The organism is Paracoccus aestuariivivens (assembly GCF_009711225.1).
GTDB lineage: Bacteria > Pseudomonadota > Alphaproteobacteria > Rhodobacterales > Rhodobacteraceae > Paracoccus > Paracoccus aestuariivivens.
Window position 1 is genome coordinate 23,377 of the sequence record NZ_WMIE01000021.1, and the last position, 13,754, is coordinate 37,130.

Sequence of the window (13,754 nt, forward strand, 5' to 3'; positions counted from 1 at the left end):
ACCGATGGTCGAACAGAACCTGTTGCTTTTGCTTGTTCTGACGCCATTCATTTCGGCCGCTTTGGCGGCGACATTGCCTGTCGGATCGCGCAACGCCGAAACCTGGTTGGCGGGACTGACCATGGTTGTCGCGCTTGGGGTTCTTGCGGTCCTTTACCCCTCGGTCGCCGAGGGCGGTCGGATCATCGGCAAGGTCGAATGGGCCAGCAGCATCGGTCTGGATCTGACGTTCCGCATCGACGGGTTTGCGTGGCTGTTCATGGTCCTTGTGGCTGGGATCGGAATGCTGGTCCTGCTTTACGCGCGCTATTACATGGCCCCCGACGACCCCGTGCCGCGGCTCTATTCCTGCCTTCTGGCCTTTGCCGGAGCGATGTCGGGGCTGCTTCTGTCGGGAAACATCATCATGCTGGTGGTGTTCTGGGAACTGACCAGCATCGTTTCATTCCTGCTGATCGGCTACTGGTATCAACGTCAGGACGCCCGCGACGGCGCACGGATGGCCTTTGTCGTAACGGCCTCGGGCGGGCTTTGCCTGATGGTCGCGATGATCCTGCTGGGCCAGATCGTCGGCAGCTATCAACTCGAGGATGTACTGACGGCAGGCCCGACGATCACCAGCCACCGGCTTTATCCGGTCGTTCTGGTGCTGTTCCTGCTGGGCGCATTTACCAAATCGGCGCAGTTCCCGTTCCACTTCTGGCTGCCCAACGCCATGGCCGCGCCGACGCCGGTGTCGTCCTACCTGCACTCGGCGACGATGGTGAAGGCGGGAGTCTTTCTGCTGCTGCGCTTCCAACCCGCGCTTGGCGGCACGGATGCGTGGTTCCAACTGGTCACCGGAGCGGGTCTGATCACCATGCTAATGGGCGCGTTCGTCGCGCTGTTCAAACATGACCTCAAGGGGCTGCTCGCCTATTCGACGATCAGCCATCTGGGCCTGATCACCGCTCTGGCGGGAATCGGAACACCGATGGCAGTGATTGCGGCGGTATTCCACATCGTGAACCACGCGGTCTTCAAGGCCTCGCTGTTCATGGCCGCGGGGATCATCGACCACGAGACCGGCACCCGCGACATGCGCCGACTATCCGGACTGGCCCGTGCCATGCCCGTTACGGCGACGCTGGCGATCATCGCTTCGGCCGCAATGGCCGGAGTCCCGCTGCTGAACGGTTTTCTATCCAAGGAAATGTTCTTCGAGGCGACCTATGTCTGGAACAACGGCAGCCCGCTGGACAATGCCGCGCCCTATGTCGCGGTTATCGCGGGCGCGCTAAGCGCAGCCTATTCGCTACGCTTCATCGTCGCCGTCTTTTTCGGTCCGGCGGCCACCGACCTGCCCCATGCGCCGCATGAACCGCCTGCGCTGATGCGCCTTCCCGTCATGCTTCTGGTCGCGGCCTGCCTTGGCATCGGTATCGCACCTCAGGCTTTGTTGGGAGGTTGGCTGGAAAGCGCGGCCATGGCGATCCTTGGCCCCGACCTGCCGCATTTCAGCCTCAAGATCTGGCATGGCGTCAACCCGGCCCTGATCATGAGCCTGATCGCCACCAGCCTTGGCATCCTGATCTATCTTGTGCCGCGCCGCTGGATCGACCAGGGCGAGGAAGGTCTACGGATCACCCGCGCGCTGGATTTCGGTCGGGCCTTCGAGACCGCCCTGCAATTCCTGACCGTTCGCCTGCCCCGTCAGGCACTGAAACTGACCAGCGCCCCCGGCCTGCAGGCGCAGTTGCGCGTCATGGTTCTGATTGGCATGGCCGCTGCGTATTTTGCGTTGGGTCCGCTGGACTGGAACATTCCCCTGCCCGAAATCAACTCGCGCGAACTTGTTTTTGCGCTGCTTTGGCTGATCGGCGGCGGCTGCGCGCTCGCGGCAGCATGGCAGGCCAAGTACCACCGTTTCGCGGCGCTGATCCTGATGGGTGGCGCGGGGCTGGTCACCTGCACGACTTTCGTCTGGCTTTCGGCTCCTGATCTGGCCGTGACCCAGCTTCTGGTCGAGATCGCGACGACTGCACTTCTGCTGCTGGGCCTGCGCTGGCTTCCCAAACGGAATGTCGAAATTCCTGGTGACAACAACCTGACCTCGCGGTTCCGCCGTCTGCGCGACCTGCTGATCGCGGTGACCTGCGGCTTGGGTATGACGGCGATCGCGCTGGCGATCCTGCTGACCAAGCCCGGCAACTCGATCGGAGACTGGTTCCTGCGCCATTCCTATGTCGAGGGCGGCGGCACCAATGTGGTGAACGTCATTCTGGTCGATTTCCGCGCCTTCGATACGTTCGGGGAAATCTCGGTCCTCGCGATCGTGGGCCTGACCGTTTACGGCCTGCTGCGCCGTTTCCGTCCGGCTCCCGAAAGCGTCGAACGCCCCCGCCCTCAGGTCGAGGCCGAAGAGCAGGCATTGGAAGCCTATCTCTTTATCCCCGCGATCCTGATGCAATGGCTATTTGCTCCGATCATTGCCTTGGCCGCCTACCTGTTCTTCCGGGGCCACGATCTGCCAGGCGGAGGCTTTGCCGCTGGCGTCACATTCGCGCTTGGCCTGTTGCTGCAATATGTCGCCTCGAATGTCCGCTGGATCGAAGCGCGCCTGACGATCCTGCCCGTGCGCTGGATGGGGGCCGGTCTGCTGATCGCGGCTGCAGTCGGTCTTGGCTCGTGGATCTTCGGCGCGCCGTTCCTGACCACGCATTACCAATATCTGGACCTGCCGCTGGTCGGGAAAGTCCCTGCCTCGACTGCGATGCTGTTCGATGTCGGAGTGTTCTCGCTGGTCGTGGGTGCAATTGTCCTGATGTTGATCGCGATTGCCCACCAATCGCTGCGCGTCTCGCCACGCGTTAGGTCCGCCGACCCCGAGGAGCCGAACTGATGGAACTGATACTCGCCCTCGCGATTGGCGTTCTGACCGGCTCGGGTGTCTGGCTGCTGATGCGCCCGCGCTCGTTTCAGGTGATCATCGGGCTTTGTCTTCTGGCTTACGGGGTCAACCTGTTCATCTTCTCGATGGGACGGCTGTATGTCGGTGCCGCACCGATCATGTCCAAGGGCGGTTTCGTCGATCCCTCGGCCTATGCCGATCCCCTGCCACAAGCCTTGGTGCTGACGGCCATCGTCATCAGCTTCGCCACCACGGCACTGTTTCTGGTGGTGATGATCGCCTCGCGCGGGATCACCGGCACCGACCATGTTGATGGGAAGGAGCGCGAGCAGTGATGCCCGATCCCTTGCCTCACCACATGATCATCGCCCCGATCCTGATCCCGTTCATCGCGGGCGCGATCATGCTGTTCTACAATGACCGCAACCGCCAGACCAAGCTGGTGATGGGCATCGTCTCGATTGCGCTGATGTTCTTCAGTTCGGTCGAGCTGATGCAGGACGCGAAAAGCCTGACCGAGCAGGGCGATTCCGCCGTCCAGCTTTACTTGCTGGGAAACTGGCCGGTTCCGGTTGGTATCGTTCTGGTGCTCGACCGCCTGTCGGCCATGATGGTGATGCTGACCGCATTGCTGGCCGGACCGTCCCTGATCTATGCCGCCGCAGGCTGGCACGGCAAAGGGCAGCACTATCACAGCATGTTCCAGTTCCTGCTGGCAGGTGTGAACGGTTCGTTCCTGACCGGAGATCTGTTCAACCTATTCGTCTTTTTCGAGGTCATGCTGGCCGCCTCATACGGCTTGATGCTGCATGGGTCGGGTCCGGATCGGGTCAAGGCGGGCTTGCAATATATCGCTGTCAACCTTGCGGCATCGCTGTTTTTCCTGATCGGTGTGGCCTTGGTCTATGGCACGACCGGCACGCTGAACATGGCCCATATCGCGGCCCAGCTTGCCACGCTGAACGATGCGCAAAGGCTGCTGTTCCATGCGGCTGCGGGCTTTCTGGGCGTGGCATTTCTGGCCAAGGCGGCGATCTGGCCGCTGTGCTTCTGGCTGCCGCCCACCTATGCCTCGGCCTCGCCACCTGCGGCGGCGATCATGGCGATCATGACCAAGGTCGGCGTCTACGTCATTCTGCGGCTCTCGCTGCTGATCCTTGGACCGCAAGCAGGGGATTCGGCGGGATTTGGCGCTCCGGTTCTGATGATCGGCGGCATCCTGACCATGGCATTCGGCATGATCGGCATCCTTGGCACGCCGGACCTGACCCGCAAGGGCGGCTATCTGGCGATCATTTCCTCGGGAACGGTGCTGACTGCGGTTGGCTTTGCTCAGGCTGGCGGCGGGCCTGAAATCCTTAGCGGCGCGCTTTACTACCTGATCGGCTCGACCGCCGCGGTTTCGGCCTTTTTCCTGATCGCCGAGCCGGTCACCCGCGACGATCAGGGCAGCGATGACCAATCCGCCCCCGAGGAAAGCACGACCGGAGCCGATGCCGAGCGCTGGGACTGGACTCCGATGGGTTTGGATACTGTCGAGGACACCCCCAGCCCCGCCAGCACCCGCACGGTGTCGTGGCTGACCATGGCGGTCTGCTTTTCCTTGATCGCGGCGATGCTTGCTGGCCTGCCGCCCATGCCGGGCTTCATCGGCAAATTCGCCATTCTGCGCGGTGCGGTCGAGGGCAATATCGCCCTGTCGGGACAGCTTCCTGTCATGCTGTGGATCTATACCGCGATGCTGATCCTGTCGGGGCTTGGCGCGCTTATCGCCCTGCTGCGCTTCGGCATCCGGCGCTTCTGGGCCGAGGCAGGCCCCTCTCCGCGCATCCTTGCACTGGAAGTCGCTCCGGTTTTGCTGTTGCTCGGCATGATCCTGCTGCTGACCATCCGCGCCGATGCGGTGCTGAACTATACCCGTGACACGGCGATCACCTTGCTTGACCCCTCGGTTTACCGCAAAAGCGTGCTCGAGGATGCCAAGCGTGTCGATTCCTCGCCGCCGCAGAACCACGCCCCCTATGAACCGCCGGAGGGCACGAAATGACACGGCTGGTTCCCCACCCCCTGCTTTCGCTCGCGCTGGTCCTGATGTGGTTGATCCTGACCCGTTTCTCGATGGGTCATCTGATCCTCGGAACGCTGATCGCACTGTTGGCAGGCTGGACGGTCGAACGGTTGCACCCGCCCAGACCGCGTATCCGGCGTTGGACCGCCATCCCGATGCTGATGGGAATCGTTGCATGGGACATCCTGAAATCGAACATCTCGGTCGCGCGGGTTCTGCTGCTGGGCCCGAACCATCCGAGCTTCCATTCCGGCTTTGTCGAGGTCGAACTGACCCTGCGCGATCCGAACGGATTGGCGCTGTTGGCGATCATCATGACCGCAACGCCCGGGACCGCGTGGCTGGAATACGACCAACCCACCGGTCGTGTCCTGCTGCATGTCTTCGATCTGCGCAGCGAGGATGACTGGCAATCCCTGATCCGCGACCGCTACGAGCGTCTGCTTCTGGAGATCTTCGAATGAGCGCGCAACTGATCCTCGAATATGCTTTGAGCTATGCGCAAATCGCGATGGTGTTGGCGATCGGCCTGACCAGTTGGCGCGTCTTACGCGGACCAAGGGCGCAGGACAGGGTGCTGGCCATCGACACGATGTATATCAATGCCATGTTGCTGTTCCTGCTGATCGGCATGGGCAACGGCAATGTCTTCTTTTTCGAAGGCGCGCTGGTGATCGCAGTATTGGGCTTCGTCACAACCGTATGCGCGGCGAAATTCCTGATGCGCGGCGAGGTGATCGAATGAACCACCTGTCCGATCTTCCACCGGTTGCCGCAATCGTCATCGCCGTTTTCGTCGTGTTGGGATCGTCCTTGGCACTGCTTGGCAGCGTCGGACTGCTCCGGCTGAAAAGCTTCTATCAGCGGCTGCACGCGCCGACGCTGTCCTATAGCTACGGCACGCTGCTCATCATCATCGGCTCGATGGCGATGTTTTCGCTGCTCGAAGAACGTCCCGTCATCCATGAACTGATCATCGGGATCTTCATGCTGATCACCACGCCGATCAGCCTGTTGATGCTCGGGCGCGCGGCGCTGCGCCGCGACCGCGATGCGAAACTCGGGCATGACGAGATCGTGCCGCCGCGCGTTACCCCCTCCGAAGCCCCGGCCCAACCGCTGCGCGATCTGTCGAACTATGGCGAGGGCCGGCTGGACAAGGGACTGCTGTCCTCGACCAAGGACCAGCCGGAATCAGAGCCGTGAGGCTGCCAGAACCTCGTGCAGGCGGTCGCGGTCAACGGCGTCGGTGACAAAGGCGTCCCCGATGCCACGGGCCAGAATGAAGCGCAGCTTGCCATCCTGAACTTTCTTGTCCTGCCCCATCATCGCGATCAGGGTCTCGTTGTCGGGAATCTCGCCCGCGATGTCGGATATGCGCGAAGGCAGCCCCATCGCCGCGAAATGCGCCGCGACCCGCGAAGGCGCTTCCTGACTGCATAGCCCCATACGCGCGGAAAGATCGAAGGCCAGCGTGCAGCCGATGGCCACGCCCTCGCCATGGAGCAGGCGGTCCGAATAGCCGGTCACGGATTCCAGAACGTGACCGAAAGTGTGGCCAAGGTTCAAAAGTGCCCGCTCACCCTGCTCGGTCTCGTCACGTTGCACGATACCGGCTTTCATCTCGACCGAATGACGCACCGCACGTTGCAGGGCCATCGGGTCCGAGGCCAGTTGTGGTCCTGCCTTTTCCAGCCAGTCGAAGAAGTTCTCGTCACCAAGCAGGCCGTATTTGGCGACCTCGCCATAACCGGCGCGGAAATCGCGCGGCTCAAGCGTGCCAAGCACGTCGATATCGGCCAACACGAGGCCGGGCTGATGGAACGATCCGATCAGGTTCTTGCCCTGAGGGCTGTTGATCCCGGTCTTGCCACCGACCGAGCTATCGACCTGCGCCAGAAGCGAAGTCGGTATCTGCACAAAGCGCACACCACGGCGCAGAATTGCAGCGGCAAAACCGGCCAGATCGCCGATCACGCCTCCTCCTAGCGCGACAACCAGATCCTTCCGCTCGATGCGCTGCGAGATCAGCCACTCGACCGCATGCCCCAGTTCTGCCCAGCATTTGGTCGCTTCGCCCGCAGGCAGGACCAATGCCGAAGCCTCGATGCCCGTCGCCGCCAATGATTGCTGCAAACTGGCCAGATGCAGTGCCGCGACGTTCTCGTCGGTCAGGATGGCGACGCGCCGACGACCGAACAGAGCTGCGATCTCGGTTCCCGCACGGTACAGAAGGCCCCGCCCGATACGCACATCATAGGCGCGATCTCCAAGATCGACATGAACGGTTTCGATGGTCATTTCGGCTCCAGAATCATCGGCTTCAGGGTTTCGATGGCGGCAATCACCTGATCGGTCGTCTGCTCGACCGTGTCGCCCATATTGGTCTCGATATGGATATCGGCCAGCGCGTACACGGGACGACGCTCGGCCATCAACCGTTCCAGCGTCTGACGCGGCTCGGCGGTCTGCAAAAGCGGTCGGGTCGGGCGCGCACGAACGCGGTGCCACAACGTATCGATATCGCAATCGAGCCAGACGGAAATGCCGTTCCTGGTGACACGTTCGCGGTTCGATTCGCGGGTCCACGCGCCGCCACCGGTCGAGACGATGCTGTCCCCGCTTGCCAGCACACGCGACAGCACCTCAGATTCGCGGGCACGGAAGAACGCCTCTCCGTCGCGAGAGAAGATTTCCGGTATCGTCATGGCGGCCGCGCGTTCGATTTCGGCATCGGTATCCCAAAAGGGCCGACCCAACCGCCGAGAAAGCTCGGCTCCGATGGCGGTCTTACCCGCCCCCATCATCCCGACCAGCACGATGTTACGCCGCATTAACCCCTCGAATGCCTCGAACTTTTTTCCCGCAACCACATTCCTCATGGTCCGAGCAAGAGATATGGAGGCACTCAATGGCGTGATCTTTCGGGAAATGCCATATATATTCCACCGAGCCGGCATCAGACCGGCCACGAAATACGCCGGAAAGGCGGAAAGGACGGGCAATGAGGCTATTGTGGGTTGCGCTGGCACTGGTGATTCTGCTGTTGGGCGGTCTGACCGGCTATGCCTATTTCGGCGACATGAGTGCCGCCCCGCGCGAAACGCGCCTTCCGGTCGAACTGGATCTGGGTAGCGAGCCGAGCCAGCCTGCGCCCGTCATCGGGCAAACGGCCCCTGATTCCGCCCCTGCGGCCGCACCAGCGACACCCGAGGAGCCAGCCAGCACGGAGCAAGATGATCTGGACTGATCGCGGCCATCGCGCCACCCCGGCGTTGACTGTCCTGCTGGCCGGTCTTTTGCTGGCGTCCGGCCCGGCTTCGGCCCGGCCGCCGCTTTCGGCAAGTGACTGGCTTTCCGGCAGCATCCAGCAGCCGGACAATATTTCGGCATGGCGTCCCGGAGACGCCCGTCCGCCAGAACTGAAATCGCGCAATCGCAAGGACGTCGCGAAAAGCGGCGCTGTCGAACCGGTTGGCGTCACGCGGCTTGGCGAAAGCAATCCTGACAGCAAGGGCTCGGTGTCGGCCCATGCGGCAGGCCTGCCTGAGAATCTGTGGGGCGCGAGCGACGCCCTGACAATCGCGCATCTCATCCGGTCATCGGATGCCCGTCTTCCAGCGCTTCGCCGGTTGCAACGCCGTATCCTTGCCGCCCAGCTTGCCGCCCCCTCGACCCCTTCGGGCGGTGAGGGGCAACTGTTTCTGGCCCGTGTCGACAAGCTGCTTGATATGGGTGCGACCGGAGCGGCCAAGGAACTGATCAAGACAGCCGGTCCCGCCGATCCCGCGCGCTTCCGCCGTCTGTTCGACATCGCCCTTTTGTCCGGCGACGAGGCCCATGCCTGCGAGATCATGGATCTTACCCCCGGCGTCGCACCCAGTTTTCCCGCCCGCATCTTTTGTCTGGCGCTTGGCGGCGACTGGTCGGCTGCTGCGCTGGTCTTTCACGGAGCCGAGACATCCGGCCTGATCGACCCGCGGATGGCGCAGCTGCTGGCCCAGTATCTTGATGACGGCTATTCCGATTCGACCGTCATGCTTGACCCTCCCGAGGTCGTGACCCCGCTAGATCTGCGTCTGCATGACGCGATCGGACAGCCCCTACCCGCCGCCAATCTTCCGCTCGCCTTCTCGCTTTCGGATCTGGACCAGAACGGCGGTTGGAAATCGCGCCTTGATGCCGCCGAACGGCTTGCCCGCGCCGGAGCCATTCCGGCCTCGCAACTGCGCCAGATCTATCTCGAGCAGCGCCCTGCCGCCTCGGGCGGGGTTTGGGACCGCGCCGATGCGATCCAGCGGCTGGACGCTGTGCTGACAAGCCGCGACACGGCAGCCGTGCAGGAATATCTGCCGAAAGCCTTCGATCTGATGGTCGCAGCGGGCCTTGGGTCGGCATTCGCCGATATGGTGGGGGCGCGAAGCGCGTCACTGCCGCTCGAGGGTCGCGCGGGTCAGATCAGCTTGTGGCTGACCGTCGAGGCGGGCCAGTGGCAGGCCATGCAGGATACCGCACCCGACGCCCAACCTTTCGATCTTTGGCTGCTCGACTTTGCCAGCGGATTGGCCGATGCCAAGCCGCCCGCCGGACAAGGCTCTGACCGTGCCGAACGCCTGATCACGGCATTCCGTGCCGACGCGGATCTGCCTCCGGTCGCGACGCAATTGATCAATGAAAAGAAGCAAGGCGAAGCGATGCTGCTGGCCATCGCGGATACGGATGCCGGCCTGGACGGAGACCTGACCCGTGCCGCACATGGGCTGCGGGTTTTGCGAGAGCTTGATCAGGGCGAGATTGCCCGCCAAGCGGCCATCGAACTGATGCTGGCTCCGGTGATAGGCTCGACGCCGGGCGCATTGGCCACGAGTCCATAAGCGGCCATGCCTGATCCCGACAGAGCCAACGACTGGCGCCGGATCTCGGCTTTTCTGGACGCACAGGCCGCCGAGGCCGGTTCGGCGCAGAATACGTTGCTGGCCTATGGCCGGGATCTGAAGGATTTCAGCGAATGGCTGGGCACGCGCAAATTGACATTGCTTGCCGTCAGTCGCGAGGCGATCGAGGATTATCTGGGCTATTGCAATGCACAGGGTCTGTCACGCTCGACGCGGGCAAGGCGGCTGTCGGCCATCCGGCAACTGACCCGTTTCGCGCTTGAAGAAGGCTGGCGGGACGACGATCCCGCTGGCCGTATCGCGGGACCGGGTCGGGCCCAACGACTGCCCAAGACCCTCGACCGCGCCGAGGTGCAGGCCCTTCTGGATGCATTGCCGCAGATTGGCCGCAATGGCATCGAGCGGGCACGGAACCTTGCCTTGATGGAGTTGATCTACGCCACCGGAATGCGCGTCAGCGAGTTGGTTGCCTTGCCGGTGACGGCATGTCGCGGCAACCCTGCCGTACTTCTGATCCGCGGCAAAGGCGGAGTCGAGCGGATGGTTCCCCTGAACGAACCGGCCCGACACGCGCTTTCGGCATGGCTACGGATCAGGGACGACGCCCCCGCAGACACGCCGCTTGGCAAGCTGGTCGAAGGACGTGGCGGGCGTTGGCTGTTTCCCGCGCCCAGCCGCGAGGGACACATGACCCGTCAGGCAATGAACAGCTTGCTGAACCAGTTGGCCATCGCCGCCGGTATAGATCCGGCGCGCGTTTCTCCGCATGTGATCCGCCATGCCTTTGCCACCCACCTGCTGGAAGGCGGGGCCGATCTGCGGGCGATCCAGATGTTGCTGGGCCATGCCGATCTGGGCACGACCGAGATTTACACCCATGTGCTGGACGCGCGGATGCGCGATCTGGTGCTGAAACACCATCCGCTGGCAACCCGCCGACGCAAAGAGGATACCGAAGAATGATCGCGCCGCTAGAGGCCGCCGCTGCCGTTGCCGAAACCGATTTAGCCACCACAGGCGCATCCGCGTTGGATGCCGCCTTCTGGCTTACCGTAGGGGCAATTGTCGTGCTGCTGGCGATGTCGGCGTTCTTCTCGGGCTCGGAAACCGCGCTGACCGCCTCCAGCCGCGCCAAATTGCGTGCGCGGGCGGATCGCGGCGATAGCGGGGCAAGGGCCGCGCTTGACGTGACCGAGGATAGCGAAAGGCTGATCGGCTCGATCCTTCTGGGCAATAACGTCGTCAACATCCTGTCGGCCAGTCTTGCCACGGCTCTGTTCACCCGATTGCTGGGCTCGGGCGGGGTGGCACTGGCGACATTGGTGATGACGTTTCTGGTGCTGATCTTTTCCGAGGTCTTGCCGAAAACCTACGCCATCCTCGCCCCCGAGGACATGGCCAGCCGCGTCGCCCGCCCGATCCGTGCGCTCACGGTCATCATCTCGCCGGTCGTCACCATTGTCCGGCTGATCGTGCGGGCCATTCTGGCGATCTTCGGCGTCCGTTCGAACAGCGGCGATCACGTCTTCTCGGTGCAAGAAGAAATCGCCGGTGCGTTGGCCATCGGCCATTCCAGCGGCACCGTCCAGAAAGAGGAACGCGACCTTCTGCTGGGCGCGCTGGACCTTGGCGACCGCTCGGTCGAAGAGATCATGCTGCACCGCTCGCGTATCGAAATGATCGACGCCGATCTGCCGCCGCAAGAGATCATCGACCGCGTCTTGCAAAGTCCGCATACCCGGCTGCCCGTCTATCGCAACGAACGCGAGAACGTCGTCGGCGTCATCCATGCCAAGGATCTACTGCGCGGTGTCAGCCGGATCGTGCGCGAATCGGGTGATGAGGGCCTGGAGGCGTTCGACGTCCTCAGCGTCGCGATGCCGCCTTATTTCGTGCCCGAGACGACGCCTTTGGACGAACAGATGCGCGAATTTCTGGACCGCCGCACCCATTTCGCGCTGGTGGTCGACGAATATGGCAGCCTGCGCGGCCTGATCACGCTTGAGGATATTCTTGAGGAAATCGTCGGCGAGATCACCGACGAACACGATACCGACGCGGCCCAGACGCTGGTTCCGAATGAAACGGGCGATTATCTGGTCGATGGCGCGATGACCATCCGCGACCTGAACCGGGCGCTGGACTGGACCCTGCCCGATGACGAAGCCAACACCATCGCCGGTCTTGTGATCCACATGTCGCAATCCATCCCGACGGCGGGTCAGGTCTTTTCGTTCCACGGTTACCGCTTCGAAGTCGTCAGCCGCCGCGAGAACCGCATCACCCGCATCAGGATCAGGCCGCTGGGCGAGACGGTCCCGCCCAGCGAGGTTCATGCCGATCAGTGATCGGCCATGCTGGCGGCGCGCTTGGCGTCCTCGACGGATGCGCCTTGGGTGCCGTTGAAGAACGCGTTCAGCACCACCGCTGAAATCGTCGCCAACAGGATGCCGGATTCAATCAGTGGATGGATGGCATGCGGCATCCATTGCTTGAAGTCGGGCGCGATCAGCGGGATCATCCCGAAGCCCAAGGACACCGCGACGACGAACAGGTTGTTGCGATTGGTGGCGAAATCCACGTTCGACAGAATGCGGATGCCGGTCGCCGCGACCATCCCGAACATCACCAGCCCCGCCCCGCCCAGAACCGAGGTCGGCAGCGATTCCACCGCCGCGCCCATCTTGGGGATCAGCCCGAACAGGATCAGGATCACGCCCCCCGCGACACAGATATAGCGACTTTTGATGCCCGTGACGCCGACAAGACCGACGTTCTGGCTGAACGACGTATAGGGGAAGGTGTTGAAGATCCCGCCGATCAGCGTGCCCAGTCCATCGGTGCGCAAGCCTGCGGTCAGACGCTCTTGCGTGACCTCGCGCCCGGTCATTTCGCCCAAGGCAAGAAACATGCCAGTCGACTCGATCATCACGACGATCATCACCAGAACCATGGTCAGGATCATCACCGGATCAAAGATCGGCATCCCGAAATGAAAGGGCGTGACCAGCCCGAACCATGACGCCTCGGCGACCTTGGCAAAGCTCATCTGGCCCAGAAGGATGGTCAGCGCCGCCCCGATCAGCATGCCCAGCAGAACCGCGATATTGGCGACGAAACCCTTGCCGAAACGCGCGATCATCAGGATCGCCACAAGCACCACCGCCGAGATGCCGACGTTCAGCGGCTTGGCATACAGCGGGTTCTGCATGCTGGCCGCGGGGGCAAAGCCCTGCGGCAGCGCCGGAACTGCGCCGGTTCCGGCCATGTCCTTCAACTGGTTCAGCCAGCCCGACACCACCGGATCGACCACCTTGGGCGCGGTCGGCCCCACGGGATTGCCAAAGATCCAGTTGATCCCGATCCGCATCAGGGTGACGCCGATGACCAGAATGATCGTGCCGGTCACCAGCGGCGGAAAGAATTTCAGCATCCGCCCGACAAAAGGCGCGATCAGCATGGCAATGATGCCCGCACCGATGATCGCGCCAAAGATCATCCGCGCGCCGTCCTGCCCCGGATAGGCCCCCGCCATCGCCACCATCGGCCCGACCGAGGCGAAAGTTACGCCCATCATCACCGGAAGCTGGATGCCGAACCAGCGCGTCGCGCCCAGCGACTGGATGATCGTCGCAATACCGCAGCAGAACAGGTCCGCCGAGATCAGGAAAGCCACGTCCTCGGGCGAGAGTTTCAGCGCACGGCCCACGATCAGCGGCACGGCGACCGCCCCCGCATACATGACCAGCACATGTTGAAGTCCAAGTGTCGTCAGGCGCAGCGGCGGTAGAATCTCGTCCACCGGGTCCACCGCATTCGGTGCGGTCTTTGCCATGATGTCTCCCGTGCAAAAACGGATTGTCGCATTTTTCAAGTAACGGACCGAAACCGCGACAAAGCA

General features: G+C 62.6%; 13 protein-coding genes. 10 read left to right on the plus strand and 3 right to left on the minus strand.

Annotation, left to right across the window (positions count from 1 at the left end; genetic code table 11):
* Nucleotides 1-4 precede the first annotated feature (4 nt).
* From GL286_RS19085 to mnhG, 6 genes are read left to right on the plus strand one after another with little or no spacing between them, the layout of a single operon-like run.
* Nucleotides 5-2,881 (plus strand): monovalent cation/H+ antiporter subunit A, encoded by a 2,877-nt coding sequence (locus GL286_RS19085; RefSeq protein ID WP_155097171.1) that lies wholly within the window; start codon nt 5-7, stop codon nt 2,879-2,881.
* Nucleotides 2,881-3,225 (plus strand): Na+/H+ antiporter subunit C, encoded by a 345-nt coding sequence (locus GL286_RS19090; RefSeq protein WP_155097172.1) that lies wholly within the window; start codon nt 2,881-2,883, stop codon nt 3,223-3,225. Before GL286_RS19085 ends, GL286_RS19090 begins: the two co-directional genes overlap by 1 nt.
* Nucleotides 3,225-4,937, plus strand: coding sequence for a monovalent cation/H+ antiporter subunit D (locus GL286_RS19095; protein WP_155097173.1), 1,713 nt, complete (start codon nt 3,225-3,227; stop codon nt 4,935-4,937). The genes GL286_RS19090 and GL286_RS19095 overlap by 1 nt, the downstream gene beginning before the upstream one ends.
* Complete coding sequence (locus tag GL286_RS19100; RefSeq protein ID WP_155097174.1) at nt 4,934-5,422, plus strand: Na+/H+ antiporter subunit E; 489 nt, start codon at nt 4,934-4,936, stop codon at nt 5,420-5,422. The genes GL286_RS19095 and GL286_RS19100 overlap by 4 nt, the downstream gene beginning before the upstream one ends.
* Nucleotides 5,419-5,703: a K+/H+ antiporter subunit F gene (locus GL286_RS19105; protein ID WP_155097175.1), complete on the plus strand. Its 285-nt coding sequence runs from the start codon at nt 5,419-5,421 to the stop codon at nt 5,701-5,703. The genes GL286_RS19100 and GL286_RS19105 overlap by 4 nt, the downstream gene beginning before the upstream one ends.
* Nucleotides 5,700-6,164: a monovalent cation/H(+) antiporter subunit G gene (gene mnhG / locus GL286_RS19110; RefSeq protein WP_155097176.1), complete on the plus strand. Its 465-nt coding sequence runs from the start codon at nt 5,700-5,702 to the stop codon at nt 6,162-6,164. The genes GL286_RS19105 and mnhG overlap by 4 nt, the downstream gene beginning before the upstream one ends.
* Here the strand turns inward: mnhG and aroB are convergent.
* Nucleotides 6,153-7,259 carry a 3-dehydroquinate synthase gene (gene aroB / locus GL286_RS19115; protein ID WP_155097177.1) on the minus strand — a complete coding sequence of 369 codons (1,107 nt, stop codon included), beginning with the start codon at nt 7,257-7,259 and terminating at the stop codon, nt 6,153-6,155. The genes mnhG and aroB overlap by 12 nt on opposite strands.
* Nucleotides 7,256-7,840, minus strand: a complete 585-nt coding sequence (locus GL286_RS19120) for a shikimate kinase (RefSeq protein WP_155097178.1) — start codon at nt 7,838-7,840, stop codon at nt 7,256-7,258. The genes aroB and GL286_RS19120 overlap by 4 nt, the downstream gene beginning before the upstream one ends.
* 122 nt (nt 7,841-7,962) lie before the next feature.
* On the opposite strand from GL286_RS19120, the gene GL286_RS19125 reads away from it, so the two are divergent.
* The 4 genes from GL286_RS19125 to GL286_RS19140 are packed head-to-tail and all read left to right on the plus strand — an operon-like array spanning nt 7,963 to nt 12,201.
* Nucleotides 7,963-8,208, plus strand: coding sequence for a hypothetical protein (locus tag GL286_RS19125; protein ID WP_155097179.1), 246 nt, complete (start codon nt 7,963-7,965; stop codon nt 8,206-8,208).
* Complete coding sequence (locus tag GL286_RS19130) at nt 8,195-9,832, plus strand: hypothetical protein (RefSeq protein ID WP_155097180.1); 1,638 nt, start codon at nt 8,195-8,197, stop codon at nt 9,830-9,832. Before GL286_RS19125 ends, GL286_RS19130 begins: the two co-directional genes overlap by 14 nt.
* Before the next feature lie 6 nt (nt 9,833-9,838).
* A complete protein-coding gene (locus tag GL286_RS19135; protein ID WP_155097181.1) occupies nt 9,839-10,816 on the plus strand; it encodes a site-specific tyrosine recombinase XerD in 978 nt (325 codons plus the stop codon).
* Nucleotides 10,813-12,201, plus strand: coding sequence for an HlyC/CorC family transporter (locus tag GL286_RS19140; protein WP_155097182.1), 1,389 nt, complete (start codon nt 10,813-10,815; stop codon nt 12,199-12,201). The genes GL286_RS19135 and GL286_RS19140 overlap by 4 nt, the downstream gene beginning before the upstream one ends.
* On the opposite strand, the gene GL286_RS19145 is transcribed toward GL286_RS19140, so the two are convergent.
* The gene (locus tag GL286_RS19145; protein WP_155097183.1) at nt 12,195-13,688 is read right to left on the minus strand and encodes a nucleobase:cation symporter-2 family protein; all 1,494 of its coding nucleotides are present in this window, start codon (nt 13,686-13,688) and stop codon (nt 12,195-12,197) included. The genes GL286_RS19140 and GL286_RS19145 overlap by 7 nt on opposite strands.
* Nucleotides 13,689-13,754: the final 66 nt, after the last annotated feature.

Coding starts and splice junctions, on each gene's coding strand:
- GL286_RS19085 (WP_155097171.1), top strand. CDS start 5: ATGGTCGAACAGAACCTGTTGCTTTTGCTTGTTCTGACGCCATTCATT.
- GL286_RS19090 (WP_155097172.1), top strand. CDS start 2,881: ATGGAACTGATACTCGCCCTCGCGATTGGCGTTCTGACCGGCTCGGGT.
- GL286_RS19095 (WP_155097173.1), top strand. CDS start 3,225: ATGCCCGATCCCTTGCCTCACCACATGATCATCGCCCCGATCCTGATC.
- GL286_RS19100 (WP_155097174.1), top strand. CDS start 4,934: ATGACACGGCTGGTTCCCCACCCCCTGCTTTCGCTCGCGCTGGTCCTG.
- GL286_RS19105 (WP_155097175.1), top strand. CDS start 5,419: ATGAGCGCGCAACTGATCCTCGAATATGCTTTGAGCTATGCGCAAATC.
- mnhG (WP_155097176.1), top strand. CDS start 5,700: ATGAACCACCTGTCCGATCTTCCACCGGTTGCCGCAATCGTCATCGCC.
- aroB (WP_155097177.1), bottom strand. CDS start 7,259: ATGACCATCGAAACCGTTCATGTCGATCTTGGAGATCGCGCCTATGAT.
- GL286_RS19120 (WP_155097178.1), bottom strand. CDS start 7,840: ATGAGGAATGTGGTTGCGGGAAAAAAGTTCGAGGCATTCGAGGGGTTA.
- GL286_RS19125 (WP_155097179.1), top strand. CDS start 7,963: ATGAGGCTATTGTGGGTTGCGCTGGCACTGGTGATTCTGCTGTTGGGC.
- GL286_RS19130 (WP_155097180.1), top strand. CDS start 8,195: ATGATCTGGACTGATCGCGGCCATCGCGCCACCCCGGCGTTGACTGTC.
- GL286_RS19135 (WP_155097181.1), top strand. CDS start 9,839: ATGCCTGATCCCGACAGAGCCAACGACTGGCGCCGGATCTCGGCTTTT.
- GL286_RS19140 (WP_155097182.1), top strand. CDS start 10,813: ATGATCGCGCCGCTAGAGGCCGCCGCTGCCGTTGCCGAAACCGATTTA.
- GL286_RS19145 (WP_155097183.1), bottom strand. CDS start 13,688: ATGGCAAAGACCGCACCGAATGCGGTGGACCCGGTGGACGAGATTCTA.